At 60.3% G+C, this 23125-nt stretch carries 9 protein-coding genes and 9 pseudogenes; 7 read left to right on the top strand and 11 right to left on the bottom strand.

Features of this window, described 5'->3' with window-relative positions; all coding sequences use genetic code 11:
• Positions 1 to 4 precede the first annotated feature (4 nt).
• The 4 genes and pseudogenes from HU230_RS41115 to HU230_RS41100 all read right to left on the bottom strand — a co-directional run.
• Positions 5 to 1278: pseudogene (locus HU230_RS41115) on the bottom strand (IS256 family transposase).
• A 111-nt stretch (positions 1279 to 1389) separates the two neighbouring features.
• Positions 1390 to 1686 (bottom strand): transposase DNA-binding-containing protein, encoded by a 297-nt coding sequence (locus HU230_RS41110; RefSeq protein WP_231168567.1) that lies wholly within the window; start codon positions 1684 to 1686, stop codon positions 1390 to 1392.
• A 281-nt stretch (positions 1687 to 1967) separates the two neighbouring features.
• On the bottom strand, positions 1968 to 6314 hold the full coding sequence (locus tag HU230_RS41105) for a Ulp1 family isopeptidase (RefSeq protein ID WP_224944077.1): 4347 nt from the start codon (positions 6312 to 6314) through the stop codon (positions 1968 to 1970).
• A 247-nt stretch (positions 6315 to 6561) separates the two neighbouring features.
• Positions 6562 to 6786, bottom strand: a pseudogene (locus HU230_RS41100) (transposase); the annotation flags it as partial.
• Between the two features lie 273 nt (positions 6787 to 7059).
• Between HU230_RS41100 and HU230_RS41095 the strand changes: the two are divergent.
• Positions 7060 to 7194, top strand: a complete 135-nt coding sequence (locus tag HU230_RS41095) for a DUF2628 domain-containing protein (protein ID WP_371821700.1) — start codon at positions 7060 to 7062, stop codon at positions 7192 to 7194.
• Between the two features lie 328 nt (positions 7195 to 7522).
• Here HU230_RS41095 and HU230_RS41090 read toward each other — a convergent pair whose 3' ends face one another.
• Positions 7523 to 8455: a class I SAM-dependent methyltransferase gene (locus HU230_RS41090; RefSeq protein WP_166106165.1), complete on the bottom strand. Its 933-nt coding sequence runs from the start codon at positions 8453 to 8455 to the stop codon at positions 7523 to 7525.
• 580 nt (positions 8456 to 9035) lie between these two features.
• Between HU230_RS41090 and tnpC the strand changes: the two are divergent.
• Positions 9036 to 9881, top strand: a pseudogene (tnpC, locus tag HU230_RS41085) (IS66 family transposase); the annotation flags it as partial.
• A 1201-nt stretch (positions 9882 to 11082) separates the two neighbouring features.
• Positions 11083 to 12148, top strand: a pseudogene (locus HU230_RS41080) (IS1380 family transposase); the annotation flags it as partial.
• A 466-nt stretch (positions 12149 to 12614) separates the two neighbouring features.
• On the opposite strand, the gene HU230_RS41075 reads toward HU230_RS41080, so the two are convergent.
• Both HU230_RS41075 and HU230_RS41070 read right to left on the bottom strand, forming a co-directional pair.
• Positions 12615 to 14438, bottom strand: a complete 1824-nt coding sequence (locus tag HU230_RS41075) for a hypothetical protein (protein ID WP_224924239.1) — start codon at positions 14436 to 14438, stop codon at positions 12615 to 12617.
• A gap of 239 nt (positions 14439 to 14677) precedes the next feature.
• A pseudogene (locus HU230_RS41070) lies at positions 14678 to 14922 on the bottom strand (IS256 family transposase); the annotation flags it as partial.
• Positions 14923 to 15073: 151 nt separating this feature from the next.
• Between HU230_RS41070 and HU230_RS44295 the strand changes: the two are divergent.
• Together HU230_RS44295 and HU230_RS41065 are read left to right on the top strand one after the other, a co-directional pair.
• Positions 15074 to 15457 carry an Arm DNA-binding domain-containing protein gene (locus HU230_RS44295; RefSeq protein WP_176533520.1) on the top strand — a complete coding sequence of 128 codons (384 nt, stop codon included), beginning with the start codon at positions 15074 to 15076 and terminating at the stop codon, positions 15455 to 15457.
• 53 nt (positions 15458 to 15510) lie between these two features.
• Positions 15511 to 15771 (top strand): annotated as a pseudogene (locus HU230_RS41065) (transposase); the annotation flags it as partial.
• A 297-nt stretch (positions 15772 to 16068) separates the two neighbouring features.
• Here HU230_RS41065 and HU230_RS43560 read toward each other — a convergent pair.
• Positions 16069 to 16671: pseudogene (locus HU230_RS43560) on the bottom strand (transposase); the annotation flags it as partial.
• Positions 16568 to 17071: an IS110 family transposase gene (locus HU230_RS44290; protein ID WP_420840922.1), complete on the bottom strand. Its 504-nt coding sequence runs from the start codon at positions 17069 to 17071 to the stop codon at positions 16568 to 16570. The gene HU230_RS44290 and the pseudogene HU230_RS43560, both read right to left, overlap by 104 nt.
• Before the next feature lie 321 nt (positions 17072 to 17392).
• Between HU230_RS44290 and HU230_RS41055 the strand changes: the two are divergent.
• Positions 17393 to 18238, top strand: a pseudogene (locus tag HU230_RS41055) (IS3 family transposase); the annotation flags it as partial.
• On the opposite strand, the gene HU230_RS41050 reads toward HU230_RS41055, so the two are convergent.
• Positions 18208 to 20277 (bottom strand): recombinase family protein, encoded by a 2070-nt coding sequence (locus tag HU230_RS41050; RefSeq protein ID WP_176529004.1) that lies wholly within the window; start codon positions 20275 to 20277, stop codon positions 18208 to 18210. The pseudogene HU230_RS41055 and the gene HU230_RS41050 sit on opposite strands and share 31 nt — an antisense overlap.
• The gene (locus HU230_RS41045) at positions 20267 to 20437 is read right to left on the bottom strand and encodes a hypothetical protein (RefSeq protein ID WP_176529003.1); all 171 of its coding nucleotides are present in this window, start codon (positions 20435 to 20437) and stop codon (positions 20267 to 20269) included. The genes HU230_RS41050 and HU230_RS41045 overlap by 11 nt, the downstream gene beginning before the upstream one ends.
• Before the next feature lie 1253 nt (positions 20438 to 21690).
• On the opposite strand from HU230_RS41045, the pseudogene HU230_RS41040 reads away from it, so the two are divergent.
• Positions 21691 to 22913: pseudogene (locus tag HU230_RS41040) on the top strand (IS256 family transposase).
• The last annotated feature ends 212 nt before the right edge of the window (positions 22914 to 23125 follow it).

The following is a 23125-nucleotide window of genomic DNA, read 5'->3' as shown; positions in this document are numbered from 1 at the left end:
CCGGTCAGGCGGCGGCGGTTATGGGCTGACGGTCAGTCGGTTTGGCGATGAGCTCGATCTCGTCGTTGAATGTCACACCGAGAACGAGTTTTGGCAACTGGTTGTGGCCATCGAGACGACGCCGGCTTTTCTGCGCGGCCTCAAGCAGTTTGAAGACCATCGCGGGCGCCGTTCTGTTGGACAGGCAGCCCTTCGATCGGATCGTGCGGTGGCGCACGGTAGCGAAGGTGCTTTCAATGGGATTGGTGGTCCGCAGGTGTTTCCAGTGTTCGGCCGGGAAGTCGTAGAACGCCAGTAGCGTGTCCCGATCCTTGCTCAGGCAGTCGGCCGCCTTCTCGTATTTGGGCGTATAGCTCTCGATGAAGGCGTCGAACGCCAGCTCGGCGGCGGCCTTGGTTTCGGCCATCCAGCTCTCCTGCAACGCGCGTTTGGCTTTAGGCTGCTGGCTCTTCGGCAACTTGGCGATCACGTTGGCGGTCTTGTGTACCCAGCAGCGCTGCTCGCGCGTTTTCGGCCAGACCTCGCCGGCGGCCTTCCAGAACCCGAGCGCGCCGTCGGCGATGGTGAGCCGCGGCGGCACGCCGAGCCCGCGCCGCTTCAGGTCGAGCAGCAGATCGCGCCAGTCCTGCGCGCTCTCGCGGGCGCCATCGGTGAGGCCGACCAGTTCCTTGCGGCCTTCCGGCGTCGCGCCGATCAGCACCAGGATGCACTGCTTTTCGTCTTCGAGGCGTGCTTGGAGATGGATGCCATCGGCCCAGATGTAGACGTAGCGCTTCGCCGACAGATCGCGCCTCTGCCACGCGGTGTGTTCGTCAAGCCAACCGTCCTTCAGACGGCCGATGCCGACAACCCGGCAGCATCCTTGCCGAGCAGCGCCGCCAGAGCCTCGGAGAAGTCGCCGGTGGAGATACCCTTCAGGTAAAGGATCGGCAGCAGCGTCTCGATCGATTTCGAGCGGCGCATGTAGGGCGGCAGGATCGACGGAGAGAACCGGATGCGGTCGGGATCGGTAGCCTCCGCCTCGCGATCGCGTACACGCGGCTGGCGGACGCCGACCGGACCGACACCATCCATCACCTCGCGTTCCGGCAGGTGACCGTGGCGCACGAGCTGGTGGCCGTCCGCAGTCTTCAAATCGGCATGCTTGCCGAGAAAGTCCGCGACCTCGGCCTCGACCGCCTGGGCCAACAGAGCACGCGCCCCATTGCGCAAGATTTCGGTGAGTTGATCGTCGACGTTTCCTGGCTGAATCAACTTGATGATGTTATCTTTGGACACGGCATATCGCTCCTTCGGTGGAGAAGTGGAGGCGTCAAGCACCCCCACGATATGCCGCCTTCCCGATTCCCGCCGTCACCAACTTTCAGCGATAGCTCCTCGCGAAGCTCGTCAACGCTCTCGGCGAGAAGCTTCGTAAGCGGAATTTGACGCAATTCCCGCCTTATCCCGTCCACTGTTTATGCTCTTGGTGATGCCGATCACTTCTGACTTCTCGCGTTGATAGCTGAACTCGGTTGTACCGTGCAGCACAAGAACCAAACCTTCAGCGGCGACGACACGATCACGCGTCGATTGGAAATGGCCGGTCAGAATGTCCGCTTCGCTGACCCGGTCATTGGAGAAGAAGCGGTAGGCTGCCTTGGTATTCGCCCAATCCTGGCAGACGAGCTGGATGCTTTGTCCCATGGCGCTTCCAATCTGCGTGAGCAGTTTGCGGAATCTGTCGCCGAGCCCGCGTCCCTAAACTCGCATCCACTACTCTCTCGATCAATCCAACATTCGCCTTTCCAGGACCGCAAACAGCCTTTTGCGGATTGATCCCTTAATGTCAGCCCCATAGAGCGCCCCCTCGCGAATCAAGTGCTCAGCAAGGAATCACAAGTGATACTTTCGATTCAAGATTTCGCGGATCAGCGCGAGTCGGCGAAATTATGGGTAATTGAAAGCTTCGTCGTATGCGTACGACATCAGCCCCTGAGTCGGTTCTGCAGCGCCTGCCGATTGGCAACGAGGCTGCTGAGGTTCAGCAGGTGTGGTGCTCGTCCTTGCTCCAATTGCCTAACCAGCGCCCGCGTGCCGTCCACCACGAAGACGCCGCAATCATAAGTGTTCAGCTGCTGGGTCATGCCGCGTGACTCCAGGCGGGCGCCCAGCCTTGCTGCGAGCTCTGCTGCGGGCGTGTTGTTGTATTCCCCCATGGAGTCGTAGCGATAGGCAACCGGCCTTTCGCGGTCGCGGCGATCAACAAACAGCAACGACCAATGGGTGCCGGGGAGATTCGTAGCACGGGCATTGTTCACTGGCAGGAACAGGAAGTCGGCTGTGTCGTCACCATTCTGATCATGGACGATGCGCTGGAATGCGCGTAGCATTTCGCTCTCGGTGCCCAAGCGCAGGCTAACAAGGGTTATGAGAGGATCCACGAACCGCGTCCGGGCGGCGAGATTCGGATTGTCCCCCCCCAACTCTTGCGCCAGGAGCTGGTAATCTCTCAGGACATGCTCGTCGCCCAGCCATTCCGTGTCCTCGAGCACCAGCCTGCGGCCGTGAGGCGAGGCTGTCGGACCTAAAGCCCCGATCTGAGCATCGTAGGAGGTGCTCGGAAACGCCGGCACAGAATTAACATCGTCGCGTGATTCAGACGGCGTGGCCGCAGTCAGATCAACCAATGGAGGACCGCCGTAGGTGCTTGAGCGAGCCCTGGCAGCCTGCGCTGGCGATGCTTCCAGCATCGGCCACATACTCCAATCAAAGTTGAGCGGCATCTGCGGCGACCAGGTTGAGGCGGACCAGGCAGGTTCCTGCTGTCCAGCTTGGACTATGTCCTGCGCCTGCTCCGGGGGAACCCCGGGCCACGGTGGGCCGTCTTCCACCATCAAACGCAGATCCTGATCATAACCTTCCGGGAGGACCAATGGCCGACTGACAGCTCGCTGCAGCGCCGTGGCATCTTGGTACCCACTCCCCTGCATCGTCGGCTGCGCCTGCCATGGCGATGCACCCAGTTGATGGGTGGGGGCCGACGTCAGCAGGCGACCGCCTGAAGCGACGATCTCGCTCAGTTGCCGCTCAATGGCAACGCCGTGCAGATTGTCTAGGGTCCTCGGCCTCTTCGCTGGCCTCAATTCAGCTGTGTCATGCTCATCGTTGATGAGGACCTCCTTGCTTGGCAGGAGGTTGCTCTTGGCAAGTGCACCGATCGGCTCGTCCGGGAACTGCTGGCGGTCGGAGCCCCAATTCAAGGGACGAATGGACTCTCCGGGATCCGATGACTGGTCATGGCGCGCGGCTGGCTCAAGAAGAGATGACGACGGGCCGGGTTCGTCCATCAGCTCCCAAAGCAAATCCTGATCGTAGCCTTCTACAGGAAGCAGCTCCTTTGGCCAACTGCCCGCGTCCTGCGACGCGCTGTGCTGCGCAGCGGCGCCGCCGGCGGGCATCGGCTCCATCAGTACCGCGTTTTCGGGATCAGGACCGGGGGAAATATGGCGCTCGAGCTCCATCGCTTTAGCGCCGGCCTGCGATTTTCGGAGATCAGCCAGTGCGGCACCGATATTCCGATTACCCCCGGCGTCCTTCCTATAGCTCTCGACATCTCCATCCAACGCCTTGCCGGAAAGCCGAGCAGCAATGCCCTTCTTGTTATTTTCACGCAGGTAGTCACTGAAACTGTTAAGAACAACTGCATAGGTACGTACGGTACCTGTCGCAGCTTTGTTTTTGTACTCTTTGATGAGAGCCACGTCCTGGGGATAAGGATTCAGCTTAGCGCGGCCTGCGATCGGCACGATCCCGCCCGTCGACTGCGAGGTCCGGAGATGGTCTATTGCCAGAAGGAGTCGTCTCCTGTTAAGACCCTTTTTGATGGCCTCGCGCGCATCATTGGTTAGCGACTGGTCGTCGAGCCGAGCAGCGATCGGATCTTTGTTATTTGCGAAGAGCCAGCGGCCAAGGCTGAGAAGAGAACCTGCATAATCCCTGGCGGTGTGGTTGGCGGCGTTGCCGTTGCGGAGGGCCTCCTCAAGCCCCGAAATAAGGCGAGCATCCTCGGAATAAAGAGGCTGCTTGCTGTGCCCTTTCAAAACCCCAGCTGACTGAGCCGGCTGCAGCGCCGAGGCGGCCGGCATTGCTCCACCACCTCCACCTGAATTGGCGATCTCGCTCAGCTGCCGCTCAATGGCAAGGCCGTGCAAATTGTCTAGGGTCCTCGGCCTTTTCGCGGGCCTCAACTCAGCTGTGTCATGCTCATCGTTGATGACGACCTCCTCGCTTGGCAGGAGGTTGCTCCTGGCAAGTGCACCGATCGACTCGTCCGGGAACTGCTGGCGGTCGTAGTCCCAGTTCAAGGGACGAAGCAACTCCTTTGGCCAACTGCCCGCGTCCTGCGACGCATGCTGCGCAGCGGCGCCGCCGGGCATCGGCTCCAACTGTACCGCGTTTTCGGGATCAGGACCGGGGAGAATATGGCGCTCGAGCTCCATCGCTTTAGCGCCGGCCTGCGATTTTCGGAGATCAGCCAGCGCGGCACCGATATTCTTACCCCCGGCGTCTTTCCTATAGCTCACGACATCTCCATCCAGGAACTTGCCGGAAAGCCGAGCAGCAATGCTCGGCTTGTTGTTTTCACGCAGATAGTCACTGAAACTGCGAAGAACAGCTGCATACCCCCTGCCGGTCCCTGTCGCTGCTTCGTTTTTGTACTCTTTGATCAGAGCCACGTCCTGGGGATGAGGATTTAGCTCAGCGCGGCCTGTGATCGGCACGACTCCGCCCGTCGACTGGAAGGTCCGGAGATGGTCTATTGCCGGACGGAGTCTCCTGTGATGACCCTTTTCGATGGCCTCGCGCGCATCATCGGTTAGCGACTGGTCGTCGAGCCGAGCAGCGATCGGATCTTTGTTATTTGCGAAGAGCCAGCGGCCAAGGCTGAGAAGAGAACCTGCATAATCCCTGGCGGTGTGGTTGGCGGCGTTGCCATTGCGGAGGGCCTCCTCAAGCCCCGAAATAAGACGAGCGTCCTCGGAATAAAGAGGCTGCTTGCTCCGCCCTATCAAAACCCCAGCTGACTGAGCAGGCTGCAGCGCCGAGACGGCCGGCATTGCTCCACCACGCTCGCTCAGTTGCCGCTCAATGGCAACGCCGTGCAGATTGTCTAGGGTCCTCGGCCTCTTCGCTGGCCTCAATTCAGCTGTGTCATGCTCATCGTTGATGAGGACCTCCTTGCTTGGCAGGAGGTTGCTCTTGGCAAGTGCACCGATCGGCTCGTCCGGGAACTGCTGGCGGTCGGAGCCCCAATTCAAGGGACGAATGGACTCTCCGGGATCCGATGACTGGTCATGGCGCGCGGCTGGCTCAAGAAGAGATGACGACGGGCCGGGTTCGTCCATCAGCTCCCAAAGCAAATCCTGATCGTAGCCTTCTACAGGAAGCAGCTCCTTTGGCCAACTGCCCGCGTCCTGCGACGCGCTGTGCTGCGCAGCGGCGCCGCCGACGGGCATCGGCTCCATCAGTGCCGCGTCTTCGGGATCAGGAACGGGGGAAATATGGCGCTCGCGCTCCATCGCTTTAGCGCCAGCCTGCGATTTTCGGAGATCAGCCAGTGCGGCACCGATATTCCGATTACCCCCGGCGTCTTTCCTATAGCTCTCGACATCTCCATCCAACGCCTTGCCGGAAAGCCGAGCAGCAATGCCCTTCTTGTTGTTTTCACGCAGGTAGTCACTGAAACTGCGAAGAACAGTTGCATACCCTCTGCCGGTCCCTGTCGCTGCTTCGTTTTTGTACTCTTTGATGAGAGCTACGTCCTGAGGGTGAGGATTTAGCTCAGCCCGGCCTGTGATCGGCACGACGCCCGTCGACTGGAAGGTCCGGAGATGGTCTATTGCCAGAAGGAGTCGTCTCCTGTTAGGATCCTTTTTGATGGCCTCGCGCGCATCATTGGTTAGCGACTGGTCGTCGAGCCGAGCAGCGATCGGATCTTTGTTATTTGCGAAGAGCCAGCGGCCAAGGCTGAGAAGAGAACCTGCATAATCCCTGGCGGTGTGGTTGGCGGCGTTGCCGTTGCGGAGGGCCTCCTCAAGCCCCGAAATAAGGCGAGCATCCTCGGAATAAAGAGGCTGCTTGCTGTGCCCTTTCAAAACCCCAGCTGACTGAGCCGGCTGCAGCGCCGAGGCGGCCGGCATTGCTCCACCACCTCCACCTGAATTGGCGATCTCGCTCAGCTGCCGCTCAAAGGTCGCCGTATCTGCGGACGGCGCCGCGGGTGAACTCTCTTGCGGGCCCGTGCTCACCCACTTCGTCGAGGGGAAATCCATCCGTTCTCACTTTCAAAATATAGGCCTTCGAAGCCGGGCTCGAATTTGACACGCTGGGAATCAGCAACAAACTACCCTTTAGCCCGTCCTATTCGTGAGAGTGCGTTTTTTTTGGTCCCATTGATGTGGCCGCACATCTGCTGACGAGGCGCGCGGGATTGCCTTCGGCTTTTCACCGCCTGACGACCGGTACTTTGCAACGCGCTTGAGGGATGGGTTGGGCGAACGGGGGCGGACGCCCCGCCGGTCAAGGACCGAGCGGCAGCAGCGCGCCTGGCAAGCCGCGGATCAGGTCGGCTTCGGGACATGCCGCGGCAAACGCAAGGCGAATGCGGCTCGTGGTCTCGACGACACGGGCAGCGAGTTTCAAGAGACGAAGACGCAGCGTCGCGAACTCGGCTGTGGCCAATTCCCGGGCTTTGGGAATCGCGTCGCGCACGGTCAGCATCAGCCAATAAGCGGCGGTGTCGAGTGCCGACAGAATCGGAGCGCCCCTCTCCTGTCGTCAGGCGGGTCCGATGCGAGACCCGCTCGGGTATTCGACCTCAGACCTCAAGACGGCGTCTTCCTGCAGGCTCGCATGGAAGACCACAGCGAATGCATACTGGCGTCTCAACCAAGGGGCAGCTCGGCGGCTGATCTCCGGGTGCATGATCCGGAAAAGGTCGTGCCGGTTTTCCGGAAGATCATGCTGTAAGTAAGAGTCCATCCTCGGCGGAGCGTTCGAAGCCGGTCTATACAGTGCATGCCCCCGCGGCCAACGGCGCGGCTCTTGCGGCGGCCGACAAATTCGTCTTCGTACGCGACCGGCTTCCATTTCTGGGCCGCGATTGCGGGCGTGATCTGGCTGGCCTGGAACAGGCTCTGGCTGGCGCGCTAATCGGCTGGCTCGTGCTGACCTTTGCTATCGATTTCGCCCTAGCCTTGGCGTCGGCCGCAGTGCGACCTTCTTCGCTTGCCGCACTTCGAACGATACGTTGGAAACGGCAATACGCCGCACTCGATCGTAGAAATCTGACGCAGCGGCGACCTCGATCATACGGCACGGCAACACATGGATTCGCAATCGGCGAAGTAGTCATAACCAAGGCTTCTCTGTAAGACTACCGACCTGATAGAAAGTAATCATTCAGGAAGTCAGGGTATGATCCACTTCGGTGTACAGTTCCTTGGGGCATACCCACAACTATCCTCGGAAAAGGAACCCGTCACGGCTCCAACGCAACCTGCAAGCCCGCGTTGCCTCCAATATGCACATAACGGGGCCCGATAGGCCGACCCCTGCCGCTGGCGACGGTGACAATGTTTTCGAGAGGGGTGGCGCGAGCATCCATCTCAGGGCGGGACAAGAGCAAATCGGCGTGAAACAGCCCTTCCGACTCAAGACCGGTAGTATCGACGCCAAGAGCCGCCAAGGTGGCCAAACAACTTTCAAACTCTTCAGCATCGCGAAAGCGACGCTGGATAAATGTCGCGCCGGTAAGACGTTCCGTTACAAGGCCACGCTTCGCGAGCGTTGCAGCCAGAGAATCAAATGGGAACATTCGTAGCACGAATGAGATAATCCATGGACGCTTCTCTGTCGCATCGAGAATTTTGCTGAACGTCTTCTCGGTAACGTAGCCGATGCACCCCGTCGACATGATAACGTCAGTGGGGCGGATGATGTGCGCGCTGTCCGTCGATAGCGTCTCCTTTTCAAGATCAGCGACAATACCCTGCTCAAGGAGACCGACACCTGTTGCATAGCTGATCGCCGGTGCCGATACATCGAGACCGATAAATCGTGCCAGTCCGACATCCGGCCAAGACGCATAGAAACTGCGATCAAGACGCACCAGTGTATCAGAGCTGATTGCCCTCATCTCGCGCCGAGCGTAGCGATGACGCAAGCCCCCGAACGTCAGTGGAAACCGATGCACAGCAGCGTTGATGCCGTATGAACAGCCAATGTCAAGCACGGTCGGCTTAACGCCAGTTGCCGATGCGTTCGCCGCGAGAATCTGGCGCACAACCGGCTCAGCCACGTCCGGGATCATATAATCCAGGTCTCCCAGCACGGTGAAATATGCCCTGGGATCATCCGAAGCATAAATATCATCGAAGACAGCCTTAGACCGATTGATGCGCGGAAAATCTATTAGCAACCCGATGCCTCCTATTCATTTTGCAAACCGGCCGACGGCTGTGCCTTCAAGCGACTCGGTGCCTTGTCGCAGAGATTGGCCGACGCATAAACCCCATCGTTCGTTTTTTTCAATCGCGCTTTATGAAGTAGAGGGGCTGAGAGTACGTATGAGACGATGGAGCAACGCTGTCGATCGACAGCGATCGCGATGACCACACGTTGATGGCACGATGATGGCCGGAGTGAGCACAGAGCGATGCGCTCCGTCGTTCGATCCTGTCGATTGCCATCGTCTCAATCGTTGGGTATAGGCAAGCGCCGAATAAGGTGAGAATGGCGCACATTTCGTATAGCGTGTTCCAAGCGCCGTGCTCATTGTCAGCCCGATAGGCGGCAGCCATCACATCGTAATCGATCGCTTCACTACCGTTTCCTTGGACGGCGATTTAAAATGCGAGGACTTTAGCTTCCTCATTCGCGTACCTTTTATGTTGAGAGAGCTGATGCATGAGGTGGCCACCAAATGTGAGGTGGACACTACGTGATGGAAGAAGGACAGAAGCTGCGGGTGACGGTTGTGCACCCGAGCGTGCCAGGCCCTCATCCACGGCGACGAAACAACGGTTCAGGTATTGAAGGAAAAGGACAAGGAAGCCTCCAGCACCTCGTACATGTGGGCCTATTGCAGCGGCGAGGACAGTGAGCAGCCGATTGTGCTGTTCGATTATCAGCCTGGTCGTGGGCAGGAACACCCGCAGACCTTCCTTGGCGACTACCGCGGCATCTTGATGAGTGACGGTTACTCGGCCTGGCGCACGTTGAAAGGCGCCACGCATATCGGATGCGTGGCCCACGCCAGGCGGCGCTTTGTCGACGCCCTCAAAGCGAGGAAGAAACCCGGCGGGCTGCCGGCGCAAGCCCTCAAGTTCTTCGACCAACTCTACCGGATTGAAAGACAGGTGCGTGAAGAAAAACCGGATGACGGCGAAACGCGGGCCAATTACAGGCGCCGCTTCCGCCAGCAACACAGCATTCCTGTCCTGAACACTCTCAAGGCATGGCTCGAAGCAATCGCCGCAAAGGTCGTGCCCGACACCAAGCTCGGCGATGCTGTCTCCTATACGCTCAATCAGTGGGAATATCTGACGCGCTACAACGAGGACGGCGAGATGCCGATCCACAACAACCTTCTTGAGCGCGACATCAGAATCTTCGCCTGTGGCAGGAAAAATTGGCTCTTCAGCGATACCGTTGATGGAGCCAGCGCCAGTGCCGTTGTCTATAGCCTGGTGCTGACCTGTCGCGCCCGTAGCGTTGAGCCCTTCGCATGGTTGCGACATGTCCTCACCGAATTGCCCCAGCGCCGCGACGACGACGATATTGAAGATCTACTCCCTCTCAACTTCCCCAAAAGCCGCAGCGCCGAAAACCCGGCCTGATATAACATAATCTCTCGTCCAGCAGCGAATCCACTGGCTCTCGTAGGGGCCGACTGATTCTATGCGAGATTCAATGTGACGAGAAAGTCGCGCTTACGCCGCAACCACCTAGCCGGGCAATTCCGCATTGTGCTGCGCCACCGCCTTCTTATCAGCGCTACAGTTTTCGCTATCCTCGCCCCGAATGCAACCTGTTCCCCGTAAGCGGCAAGCTGAGGCCGTCAGGCGGGTGGTTCCTCGCATAAGCGCGGTCGATTTCGCTGCTCGGCCAGCCGTTGGATACGTGGAAGTTGTTAGGCGTGCCAGGCGAACGGATCGCCATAAACCTTCGTATCGTTCCGAGCCTTCCTTGAGTTGCCTAACGCTTACCAAGGTCCAATTGAAGCGCTGATGGCGATCCTCTTAGCTGCATATGTCGCTGGCCGTGGCGGACATCTCATTCGACTTCGCCGGCGACGTCAACGATAGTCCGTCAGGAGGTCGCGGATTCTGTTTTTCGTCGGAATGGCAGCCTTTGCCGAGGCGTGGGTAGAGACACTGATGGAACCTTTCGAGCTTGCATGGTGCGAATTTGAATACCAACGGGCTCTCAGATGCCTCGAAGAGAGGGAGAACAGGGCAGGCTAAAGGCTCGTCCGGTTGGCGTTGTCAAGGCCGTATGGTTTCGCTGGACATCGCAGGGGGCTCCGCGACGGCGCCGGGAGGCTTTCTCCCAGCCTTCAACCCGTCACGAAAAGGCCCATCCGCGCCCACACTCTCGGAGCGTTGTGGATGCCCCCGCAGAAGGGGCGTGCCGGTGACTGGAGCGCCGGTCAAGGGAAAGGCCTACCCCTCGATCGCCTACCTCAAAGGCGCTGCCGACATGGTTCCAATTATCATGCCATGAATCCAAATATCATGAGGCATAGTTCCAATTTTCTGGGCCTCGGAATCGGCATGTACCAGCGGTTGGTACATCAAAGAATCACTAGCGATTCTGGCGACTCAAGTTTTCGGCTCAGTGCACCGCAAAAGATGTGAGTAATCGTAAAACGACGAAGGCCGCCTGATCAACGCATGCGCGCGGGCACGGCGAGCTCTATGATAGCGTGTGAAGGTCAGGCAGCCTGCTGATCGCCGGGCTTGTCGGCTTGGTGCTGGAGCTTCCATTCCTAGGGCAGCAGTTCGTGCAGACGCGATGCGGAAGGTCGGCGATGTGGGCGAGGACGCCGACGACCTCGATCATCTGCGGTCCGATCCCGCATTCAAGCTGGCCTGCGGACGGCTGCCGGACACGGGTCGCGATCTGTGTTCCCAACCGACGCTGTCGCGGCTGGAGAATGCTCCGCGCCTTCGACGCATGGATGGATAGCTACCCGCGCGAGCCGGCATCCGTCACGCTCGACATCGATGATACCTGCGATGTCGTCCACGGCCATCAGCAGCTCTCGCTGTTCAACGCTCATTATGACGAACGCTGCTTCCTGCCGATCCACGTCTACGACACGGAGAAGAGCCGGCCCGTGGCGGTCGTGCTGCGGCCCGGCAAGACGCCGGGCGGCGTCGAGGTGCGTGCCCATCTGCGCCGCCTGATACGGCATATCCGGACGCGGTGGCACAACACGCGAATTACGTTCCGTGGCGACGGGCGCTATGCCCGGCCGGAGGCAATGGCGTGGTGCGAGACCAACGGCATCGACTACATCTTCGGTCTGTCCGGCACCAAGCCGCTCGCCAGAAAAGTCGACGAGGCCGCCGACGGCATCCGCACGCGACGCGCCATCGAGAACCTGCCGGTTCTGCGTGGCTATACCGAGACGCGCCACAAGGCAAAGTCCTGGGATCGCGAACGACGTACCGTCGCCCGTATTGAGGCGACGATGCTCGGCCTCGACATCCGTTTCGTCGTCACCAGCCTCGATGTCGGCTCGGCCGAGTGGATCTACGACAGCCTGTATTGCGCGCGCGGCCAAGCCGAGAATCTGATCAAGCTGCATAAGACGCAGCTCGCCTCCGATCGCACCAGCTGCCGTTCGGCGCTCGCCAATCAAGTCCGCCTCGTTCTCGACACCGCCGCTTATTGGCTGATGCTGACCGTGCGCGACGCGATTCCCAAAGCCCGGGAATTGGCCACAGCCGAGTTCGCGACGCTGCGTCTTCGTCTCTTGAAACTCGCTGCCCGTGTCGTCGAGACCACGAGCCGCATTCGCCTTGCGTTTGCCGCGGCATGTCCCGAAGCCGACCTGATCCGCGGCTTGCCAGGCGCGCTGCTGCCGCTCGGTCCTTGACCGGCGAGGCGTCCGCCCCCGTTCGCCCAACCTACACCTCAAGCGCGTCGCAAAGTACCGGTCGTCAGGCGGTGAAAAGCCGAAGGCAATCCCGCGCGCCTCGTCAGAGCAGATGTGTGGCCACATCAATCGGACCCAAAAAAACGCACTCTCACGAATAGGACCGGCTAAGCACCACACCGCGCAAGGCGGCCTACGCTGGAGCGATACCACGCTCGCGTCGGATTTGACCGCGCGCCGACTGGAAGTGATCCCGAAACGGGACGCCGCCTTTGGTTCCCCGGGGACGATGCGACCGGGAAGCCGCTTTGAGAGGACGGAGACTGGCGAGGGGGATGGTCATCCAGATGATCCAGCACTTGCCCTAGCTCCCTCCTGAGAGCTCTGCTCTGCATCGAATGCGACATCCCCCTGGACCAAAGCGGACGGGGCGAGGTGATCATCTCACCCTTCCTGCTCTGCGGATTCATCGTCGCCAAAGCTCCCCTGAAGAGAATAGCTCTGGATTGAAAGTAAACTCTTCTGGATCAATTGAGAACGAAGGCGCGGGGTGGTTGTCCCGTCGTCCGTGAAGCTCCTCATGGAGGTCCTTTTCCAGTCGCTGAAGCTCCTCTGGAGCGACGGAGACTGGCGAAGGAATGGGTTGATCATCCAGATGATCCAGCACTCGCCGAAGCTGCTCCGGAGTAAGCTGCTCTGGATCGAGCGCGACCTGCCTCTGGACGAAAACCGACGGGTGAGCCGATTGATCATCACGCCCTCCCTCAAGCTCCGAGGCGGATTCATCACCAAGCAGTCGCCAAAGCTCCCCTGGGGCGAACAGCTCTGGATTGAAAGTGAACTCTTCAGGATCAACTGAGAACGAAGGCGCGGGATGGTTGTCCCGTCGTCCGTGAAGCTCCTCATGGAGGTCCTTTTCCAGTCGCTGAAGCTCCTCTGGAACGACGGAGAGTGGCGAAGGAATGCGTTTATCATCCAGATGATCCAGCACTCGCCGAAGCTGCTCCTGAGGAAGCTGCTCTGGATCAAATGCGGCGAGCTCTTGGCCGAAAGCCGACGGCGCGGGTTGATCATCCTGTTGTTCCTGCAGCTCTTCTAGCCGACTATCAGCTTCGTGCGGCGCGTTGCGCTGCGCGGCGGCATCGTCGAGGCGCCTCGGACCAACCAGTGCCGTGCTTTCGGGATTAGTGAGGACCACGTTCGGGGGAGGAGGATTGTGGTTGGCGCGAGCGCGCCCTGGGCGTACGATCGGCGCACCAGTTGACCGAAGGGTGCGGAGATGCCCTAATGCTGCAAGGAGTTTCTTCTTCGTACCCTCTCCGGCGAACTCGTGTATGTCACCGCCGTCGCTCAGCGACTTGCTGTCCATCCGAGCAACGATGCTCGGTCTATTTTTTGCGAACAGCCAACGGCTAAAGCCAAGAAGACAGCTTACATATTGCTTCGCCGCGGCGGAGGTCATCCCGCCTTCGATGAGGGCGTCCTTAAGCCTCAAGATATCCGGAGCATCCTCCGGATAAAGAGGCTGCTCGTCCCTCTGCCCGACAATTCCCGTTGACTCAGCCGGCTGCAGCGCCGAGGCCGCTGGCATTGCTCCACCCCCCTCTCCTGAAGTCGCGATCTCGGTCGGCTGCCGCTCAATTACAACCGTTTGCGAGTTATTTAACTTCCTCGGCCTCTTCGCTGCTCTCGACTGAGCTGCCTCCTGCTCAAAGTTGATGAGGACCTCCTCGCTTGGCAGGACGTTGCTCCTGGCGAGTGCAACCATCGGCGCGTCCCAGAACGGCTGGCCTTCGCTAGACGCGTCTTTCGCTGAGGGGATCGTGCGCGGCCGCCCGCGAGAAACGATATGGCCGGAATCGTGATACGCGCGAAGGACGCCCACCCCTGTCTTCATGTTTACGTCTCTCGGAAAGTAGCTATTTACGTGATCGAGCAGGGACCGGTGGTCCCTTAGATCAGTCGTTTGGCCACGAGCGCGGAGATCATTCCCCAATCGACGAAGTGCCTGAGTATAAAACTTAATCGTGCTCGGTTGTGGATTTTTCTGAGTCGCATACTGAGTAATCGCCCTATCGATAATGTCCCGGTCTTCTTCAGACAGATGGGGGTAAAACTGGTTGTCTCGTCCCTCACTGGCGACGGGAGCAGAATCGGTCTGGTTTGCCTCGGCCAAGTGTTGCTCAAAGCCGTCTTGCCCGGCCTGGTCCGTCTGGGGCTCTTCCGAGACAGCGTGCTCCACCTGTAACCAAGCCGGTAGATTAAATGGGTCAAAATTTTGACGGTCCACGCTAACCTCATGTCTGATCACCTTGAGCAGGCCTCCTACTCGAGCAAGCTTTCGAGAACCTGACATGGCCAAAGGGCCGTAGCCGAGCCGGACAATGCAGTTATCTGCCGCGTGCGCGTCGTTGGTGAGGAAACATCTCACCGCAGCCTTGATGTTCAGTAAGTTCTGAGGGTTTCGGGCGCCACGCTAGCAGAAGCCCGCAATGAGCTATCGCCAATTTTTGGAGACGACCGGGCCGGTCAGGCGGCGGCGGTTGCGGGCTGACGGTCGGTCGGCTTGGCGATGACCTCGATCTCGTCGTTGAATGTCACACCGAGAACGAGTTTTGGCAACTGGTTGTGTCCGTCGAGCCGTCGCCAGCTTTTCTGTGCGCCCTCAAGCAATTTGAAGAAGCTAGCGCGGTCGTGTTGGACAGGCAGCCCTTCGATCGGATCGTGTGGTGGCGCACGGTGGCGAAGGTGCTTTCAATGGGATTGGTCCCCCGACCCCAGGATTATGATTCCTCATTTTCGCATCTACATCCTAAAACATACTGCGCCATAGCGACCGCTACCTTTTTTAATTCTATTGAAGAATTACCGCCTTGGTGCATCATAGATCGCCGCTCCACTCCCCTCGTTGGTAATGGCTAGCCGATGGCTAAGATGGCGTTTTCTGATGTTGGCCTCCGGAGCATATCGCCGCCTCCCAAGGGCCAGATTTGCTATTGGGACGATAAGCTTCCGAGCTTTGGCTTTCGTGTGTCGCAGGGCGGCTCCAAGACATTCGTCCTCAACCGCAAGAACTCGCTCATTACGATCGGCCGTTTCCCCACGATTTCCCTCTCCCAAGCTCGGACGGAAGCCAAGCGGCTGCTTGCAGAGTTCACGCTTGGGAAGGTGCGCCCGCAGTCGATCACGTACTCAGAGGCCGTCACGCTGCTCCTGGAGGAGAACGCCAAGGCGCGGCGTAGAGCACCGTCTCTGGCTATAAGGGCCTGCTCAACAGAGCCGGCCCCGGAATTCTGCACAGGGCGATAAGTGGAGTTTCTGCCTGACAGCGGGCACGCTGTGCCTGCGAATCAGGAGCGACAATGAGCAGAAGAACACGCCGGAACCACACACCGGCCTTCAAGGCGAAGGTGGCGCTCGCCGCCGTGAAGGGCGATCGAACGCTGGCTCAGCTTGCCGAGCAGTTCGACGTCCACCCCAATCAGATCACGGCGTGGAGGGCTCAGCTTGAAAGCAAGGCCGCCGATGCGTTCGGTCCCGGCGGCGGCTCCGGAGCGGAACAAGCAGCCATCGATGTGAAGTCGCTGCACGCCAAGATCGGCGAACTGACGCTGGAGAACGATTCCTAAGAAACGGCAGCATCTACTTTTCGGCTTCAAGGGATGGAGAACAAAGCCGAATGGCTTGGCACGCCGATGCAAATTGTTGACCACTCGCGTCCGGTAACGCGTCTCGTAGGACGAGGCCTTGGGATCGACATAGTCCATTCCGTATCGCACAGCATTGTAGAACAGCACTGCGATCTTCCGGGCCGTGGCGGTCACGGCCTTGGCCTCGCCGATGCGTGCTGAGAGCCGTCTATAAAAGGCGCCGAGCGCAGTGTCTGTACGCCCCACGGTCACGGCAGCAAGGCGCAGAAGTGCCGCCGCTCGGCCGCCGGATCGGCGCGTTCGGGACGAGAGCATTTTGCCGCCGGAGACCTTGTTGCTCGGCGCCAGTCCCAGCCAGGAGGTAAAATGCTTTGCACTTGGCCACGAGGAGAGGTCGTCGCCGCATTCAGCGATCAGCTTCAGCGAGAGGTAAGGACCGAGGCCGTCGATCGCGGTGAGGTCCTTTCCGAGCAACGCGAACAGCGCCTCGCGGACGTCGAAGGCTGGAGCGTTCGCCTGATCGGTTCGATTCCGACGCCGCGAGACCTGCGGCGCTGATCCGTGGCCATGACCGCGATGGAAGCTCAGTTCCTTCAACACGGCTTCAATTCGGGCGTCGCAGGCAGATGCCTTCTCGTGGTAGGCGTCGTAAAGCGCAAGTGCCTGCTCGAGCGCAAACAGATGCTCGGCGCGGTAGCTTCCGGTGAGCACCTTCGCGATCGTCTCGGCGCTGGAGCGGCAACTATAATGGCGCAAGCACGCCAGCGCCTCAGGATCGCGCTCGCCGGCAAGGATCGCTCGTATGATACGCAGGCCGGTCACGCCGGTGATGTCGGTGATGTCGGTGACGACGTGGTGCAGCTGAAGATTCATCTCCGTCAAGGCCTTCTGCATATGCTGGATGTGTGAGGCCGCGTACTCCAGCAGACGCTCGCGCTGACGCACGTAGGCTCTCAGCTCGGCAATCTGCCCTTTGGGCCGAAAGCTGGCCCGCAAACCCGAATGAATGGAGCCGCTGCAGCCATTGCGCATCGCTGACATCGGTCTTGCGCCCCGGCACGTGCTTGGCATCGCGCGCGTTGACAAGAAACACGTTAAATCCCCGGGCATCGAGAAGCTCGAAGATCGGAATCCAGTAGACGCTGGTCGATTCCATGACGACAGTCTCGACGCCGCATTCAGTAAACCAGTCGACTAGCCGATGCAGATCAGCCGTGAAGGTACCGAAGCTGCGGACTGGCTCCGGTGCGCGATCTGCCCTCACGGCAGCCATGTGCATAGTCGCTCCGACGTCGATGGCAGCCGCGTCCGGGTGCACCATCTGCATCTTACCTCCGTTCCTCGACTTCGATCTTTTGGGGTTCATCTCTAATCCTCCTGCTGACGGCGGCGGAAGGGCTGGGCTGCGCTATCCGTCAGATTCCTAAACGGGATCGCCGGATGGCGTCACCACTCTCAAGTGCGCGACAACCCATGGACCAGGTTTTTTAACGGGGTCACGTGCCACCAAAATCGTATCGGCCGCTCCCTCCCGGTCGGCAATCTAGCGCCGGTCCGTTTCTATCCCACAGGGGGAGCGCAGCGCCGCGCATAGTTTTTTAGAAGGAGCGCTCACCAAGGCGGGATTGCTGAGCGCAAAGCGATGATCGACCGTGAGCACGAGCTGTCGATCACCAGGCAAGCGGAGGCTTTGAACATCGGCCGCGGCAGCGTGTACTACCTGCCGCGGCCGGTGCCGGACGCTGACCTTGCGATCATGCAGCGCCTCGACCGGCTGCATCTGGAGTTCCCTTTTGCCGGCTCTCGCATGTTACGAGGGCTGCTGGCTGCCGATGGGTGCAAGATCGGCCGTCGGCATGTGAAGACGTTGATGCGGCGGATGGGGATAGAAGCGCTCTACCGCCGTCCACGCACGACAAAGCCCGAGCCGGGCCACAAGATCTACCCGTACCTGCTGCGCGGAATGGAGATCACGCGGCCGAACCAGGTGTGGGCGATGGACATCACCTACATCCCGATGGCCCGCGGCTTCGTTTATCTGGCGGTTGTGCTCGACTCGTTCAGCCGCCGCGTGCTGTCGTGGCGCGTATCGATCACCATGGAGGCGACGTCCTGTGTCGAGACGCTTCAGGATGCCCTGGCTCGTCACGGCAAGCCGGACGTCTTCAATACGGATCAGGGCTCGCAGTTCACCGGACAGGCTTTTACCGGCGAGCTCGCCGACAACGGCATTGCGATCAGCATGGACGGCAAGGGAGCCTGGCGAGACAACGTGTTTGTCGAACGGCTATGGCGCAGCGTCAAATACGAGGAGGTGTATCTGCGGGCCTATGACAGCGTCAGCGAGGCCCTCGCGTCGATCGGCCGATACCTCGACTTCTACAACCGCGCATCAGAACACCCATCTGTCTATGTTGTTGAAGAGAAGAGAGTTTGCTGATCGGGATGCGATCCTGTGGGGTATCTTGGGTTCTGTCGCGCTCCTTCGGCGATAGATTGAGCGGCAGCTGTTATCAGCGAGGCGCGAGCAAAGATCCACGGGCCGTCCGATAGCGGATGGATGGCTGCGATCTCGCCGGCTTCAGCGGCGAGCCGGAGCGTCTTGGGCGCGACCTTCAGGAGCTTTGCGGCGTTGCTAAGGTTGAGCCAGGGTTCGATCCCGTCATCGGCGGGCTTGAACACCGGGAGGTGGTAGCTCGAGCGCATTGATGTGACGCGCTCGCGGGTCCAGCGATTGCCGTTGCCCGTCTTGAGGCCGTTTCGGTTGAGGAGGCCGGCAATCAGATCGTCGCTGGCGATCAGCACCAGTTGACGCACGGCTTGGATAATATCGGCGGAAGTGCTGTTGCGCTGTCCGCGCCGGCGCTTGGGCAAGCGCAACTCGCTGTGAGCGCCACCCACCCAGTGGACGATGAGAACGATCTCGGACGCCGCGTCGTCTATATCGGCCACGACCTCATGGACGAGGGTGCGTACAATGCGCTTCTTGAGACGAGCATCCGTCGTCGGCGCATCCCAGACCGTTTTGAGGTTCGAGGCCAGTACGCCGAGCGAAGCTGGATCAGCAATGGGTGCGGGCGTGGCCGCATCATGCATGGCGATCTTGCCCTCGACCTCCGCCGCGTGAGCGAGTGCCCTGTTCCAGCGCGCTTCCAGCTCACTCGCCACCAACCGGTTCGCGGGGTCAGCGGCATCGTATTGCCGGAAAGCCCGGTCGGCGGCATAGCGCGCCGCTTCCAGATCGCGACTGAGCGCATCGCGCACCTGATCCCGCCGTTCCCTGGCTCCTTCGGCGGCAGCGGTTGCAGCGGCGATAGCGCCCGGACCGACGACGCCAAGCAGTGCTTCCTCGATTGCATCATCGACACGCAATCCGCCGAAGGCGATGCAGTGAGGACCGCCATTGTCCATCCAGGCGCGGCTGCAGCTGTAGCGTGGGATATGGTGCTTCATGCCGGAGTACCGGAGTGTGAGCTTGCGGCCGCAGCGCTTGCACCGGATCAGACCGGCCAGCAGCGCGTCACCATGCTTGGGTGCGCCGTGATGCCGACCGGTGGGAACGTTGCTGCTGACCATGGTGCGGATCGCCTCGAACCTCTCCCAGCTCACATACCCGTCGTGGGTGTTGGGCTTCAGCGCCAGCCATTCGTTCCGTGTCTTGCGGCGGATCTTCAAGCTCACGCCCCCGGCGCTGTATCCCGCCGCCACAGCCGTCTTACCATAGGCATAGGCGCCGCCGTAGACCGGGTTCTCAATGATCCGGTGGATGGCGGAGTAACTCGGTCGCCGCCAGGCTGTGTCGCCGTTGGACTGCTTCACTGGTAGATCGAGATTGTACTCGTGGAGCCAGCAGAGCGCCTGTCGCGCGCTGCCCAGTTCCTCGACCTTGTCGAACACCAGCTTGATCGCTTCCTGGACACGCCGATCCGGATCTTTCTCATAATGGTCGCCGGCCTTCACGAAGCCGACGGGCGCCGCCACAACCAACTCGCCCCGGCGCGCCTTCTCGTAGCGGGCCGAGAGCGAGCGTTGGCGCAACAAATCCAGTTCGTACTCGTTGAGGCTGCCCTTGAGCCCGAGCAGCAGGCGGTCGTTGCCGTGCCTTGGCGCATAGATAGTCTCCTGATCGACCAGAACGGTATCGACCACGCGGCACATCTCGATGAGTTGCTGCCAATCCCGGCTGTTGCGGGCGAAGCGCGAGACCTCGCGGGCGCAAACCGCACCAACCTTACCGAGGCAAACCTCCGCTACCATTCGCTCGAAACCGGCGCGTTGCACGCCGCCGGCGGCTGAACGACCGAGATCATCATCGATCACTTCGATCTCTGACCACCCGAGTGCCGTCAGCCGGTCCCGCATGGCGTATTGCAATGCGCTGCTCTCGCGATTGTGCAACACCTGATGTGCTGAGGATTGGCGCACGTAAAGAATCGCCTTACGCTCCAGATGATGAGGCCTGACCTTGTCAGAGATCATGATCGACCCCCTTCGCGGGCGGCGTCGCTGTCATCGCAGCATGGTCGAGGATCAACTGCGTCATCAGGCTTGTGAGGGCCGCCCGCGCTTCCGCCGGCAGCTCCGACCATGCCGGCGCGCCGAGGGCGCCGTTCGACAGGCCGCTCCCGAACAGATCCATCTGCTGCTGCAACCGCGGTTGTCGATTGTGTCGGTATCCGCTCCCTGGCATTGCCGTCTCGCGTGACATGAGTCGCTCCCCGATTCTGGTCGTGAGAGCCTCTGGATGCGCCAGAAAGCGGGGCAGCTGATGGCGTTCGATCCTTCAACGCCAGATCGAGAAGCGCAGCGAGCGCCGCAAGTGCATCGATGCTAACAAACGGCCGAACTGTCAGAAGCTCGGCGTCAGGGCAGGCCGTCCGGTCGAACATCCATGCTGGAACTTCCAGCCAACGGTCTGCTTGCGATCCGTCCAGGGTGCAGCGAAAAACGACATCGTCAGCCTTGTCGACCGCCCCATGAACGCAAACTCGGCGACCAAACCAGGGATGATGCCGATAAAGAACCTCGCGAAGAACGGTCCTGTGGGCGTTCTCAAACGTCGTTGTACAACGGTCGGCGCCCGCATTCGAGCCTTGACGGCGTCACCCCCGATCAAGCCTACTTCAACCCGCTGCCACTCCGCTTGGCAGCCTAACCATGGCAGAGACTCCACTTATCGACGCGGAAAATCTGTTCAGACAACCGGAGCCAGCTCAGGCTCTGACGTATTTCCACACGGTTACGCAAAGGAGACTCGCGCTTGTACTGCCAAAGGCGATTGCGGCTCGTGCGGACATAATTTCATCACAGCCTGCTTCTTGCGCCTTGGCCGACTTCGGCTTGGTTTCGCAAAAGGCTGTCAGGGCGCTCTTGAACAGGGTGATCACAACACATGAATTGTCCGCAACAAGCACCTTGGCTCGCTTTTTATGGGCGGAACGTTCCGTTCGACAACTCTGTTGATTGCGCCATCATAAACGATCACGCGTCAGAACACCTGCTACAGTGGAGAAGGGTTGCAATTGGGCATTTTCGCTCGTCGCCGCTCGATTTCTGAACACGCGCGATTGTGCGCAACGCGAAAGGAACGCTAATGCCCCACGTTATCCGCTTCAGTGCTCCGGCCGGCGCGGTTTCGTTTTGGCCGAAAGGTTTCGGCCTCAGTTCCCACGCGCACGCGCCGACGATGGACAGGCGCCGAGCACTTCGCGGACGCCGCGCGCGCTCAACGTTCCCTTAACGGCTACGTTAACCCGCCGGCATTCTGGAATTAACGGCTTTCGGGTCGTTCCGGGGGATGTCCCGGGTTCTGTTGAATTTCTGAAGAGGTCGGCGTTGCCCACCTTGAGCCGGTAGGCTCGGGGTGCTGATTCCATAAAGGAGAGCAACGCCATGACGAGAGATATCAAACCGGCTGGTTCGTCGGCGACCGGGGCGGTGGACGAAGCGTTTGCAGAAGTGCGGGCGAGCTTCGATCGGTTCTGCCTTGCGGCAGGGATGGAGGCGCTCGGCACGACGATGGAGGCGGATGTTGTGGCGGCCTGCGGGCCGCGCCACGGTCGCGACGCGGCGCGGCGGGCGCACCGTTGGGGTCGAACGCGGGGACGGATTGGTTTCCACGGCGGCAAGATCGAGGTCGAGCGTCCGCGGGTCCGGGGCGTGGATGGCGGCGAGGTCACGATCCCGAACTGGGAAACGGCGGCGCAGGAGGGTCTGGCTGGGTCGCTAGGCGATGAACCTGATGCTGATCAATGTGTCGACGCTCCGGTTCGGCCGTGCTGCCCGAGGGTGACGTGCCGGCACCGCCCGGATCGGGGTTTCGAAGTCGGCGGCCTCGCGGAGGTTCGTAGCGCTGTCGGCGGCGCAGCTGGCTGACTTCATGGCCGCCGATCTGTCCACGCTCGACCTTCTGGTGGTCCAAATCGACGGGCTGCATCTCGGCGACGATCTCGTGCTGGTCGCCGCGATCGGAGTTGACGGCGAAGGCAACAAGCATCCGCTGGCGCTGGTGGAAGGGGCGACCGAGAATGCCGTAACGGTTCAGGCCCTGCTGGACAACCTGGTCTCGCGCGGGCTCGACCCGACGGTGCCAGGACTGTTCATCGCCGACCGCACGAAAGGCGTTGTCGAAGGCGATCCGCCGCACCCTCGATTCGGCCGCTGCGATCCAGCGCTACCAGATCCACAAGGCGCGCAACATCATGGAACGCCTGCCGAAAGAGCATCATGCGGCCACCCGTCGGGTGCTGCGCCAGGCCTGGGAGCTCAATGACGCCGACAAGGCTGAAAAATTGATCCGCAATCTCGCGCGTCGACTCGACCAGCAATGGCCCGGTGTAGCGGCGAGCATCCTCGAAGGCCTCGACGAAATCCTGACTGTCGTCCGGCTGAAGCTGCCGAAGGAGCTTCGTCGATCGCTCGCCTGTACCAACATCGCCGAGAACATGATGGGCACCATTCGCGGCGTCACGCGCAACATCAAACGCTGGCGCGATGCCGGTATGGCCTTGCGATGGGTCGCGGCCGGCATGATCGAGGCCAACAAGGGCTTCCGACGATTGAAGGCGCATAAGCAATTGTCGGTTCTGCGTGCGGCCCTTACGAGGGCCGCGTAACATTCATTCCGGCAACGTCGGCCCGACGTAGTTCAACACCGATCGGGACATCCCCTCGTTCCATACGGTTGGCCTTTCTCCCGAATAAAGCGATGCCAATTTTTAAAGAGCAGCCAACACTCATGACAGTAAAGCTGGTCACTGAAGTTAACTGCGCGTGATAGGGACAGCGTCGGTTCGCATGTTTCCCGGCGCCGAGTCGCGTCCGCGCA

Origin of the sequence: Bradyrhizobium quebecense (assembly GCF_013373795.3) — a bacterium.
GTDB lineage: Bacteria > Pseudomonadota > Alphaproteobacteria > Rhizobiales > Xanthobacteraceae > Bradyrhizobium > Bradyrhizobium quebecense.
The sequence above is the reverse complement of the archived record's forward strand: the minus strand, read 5'-3'. Positions and strand labels throughout refer to the sequence as shown.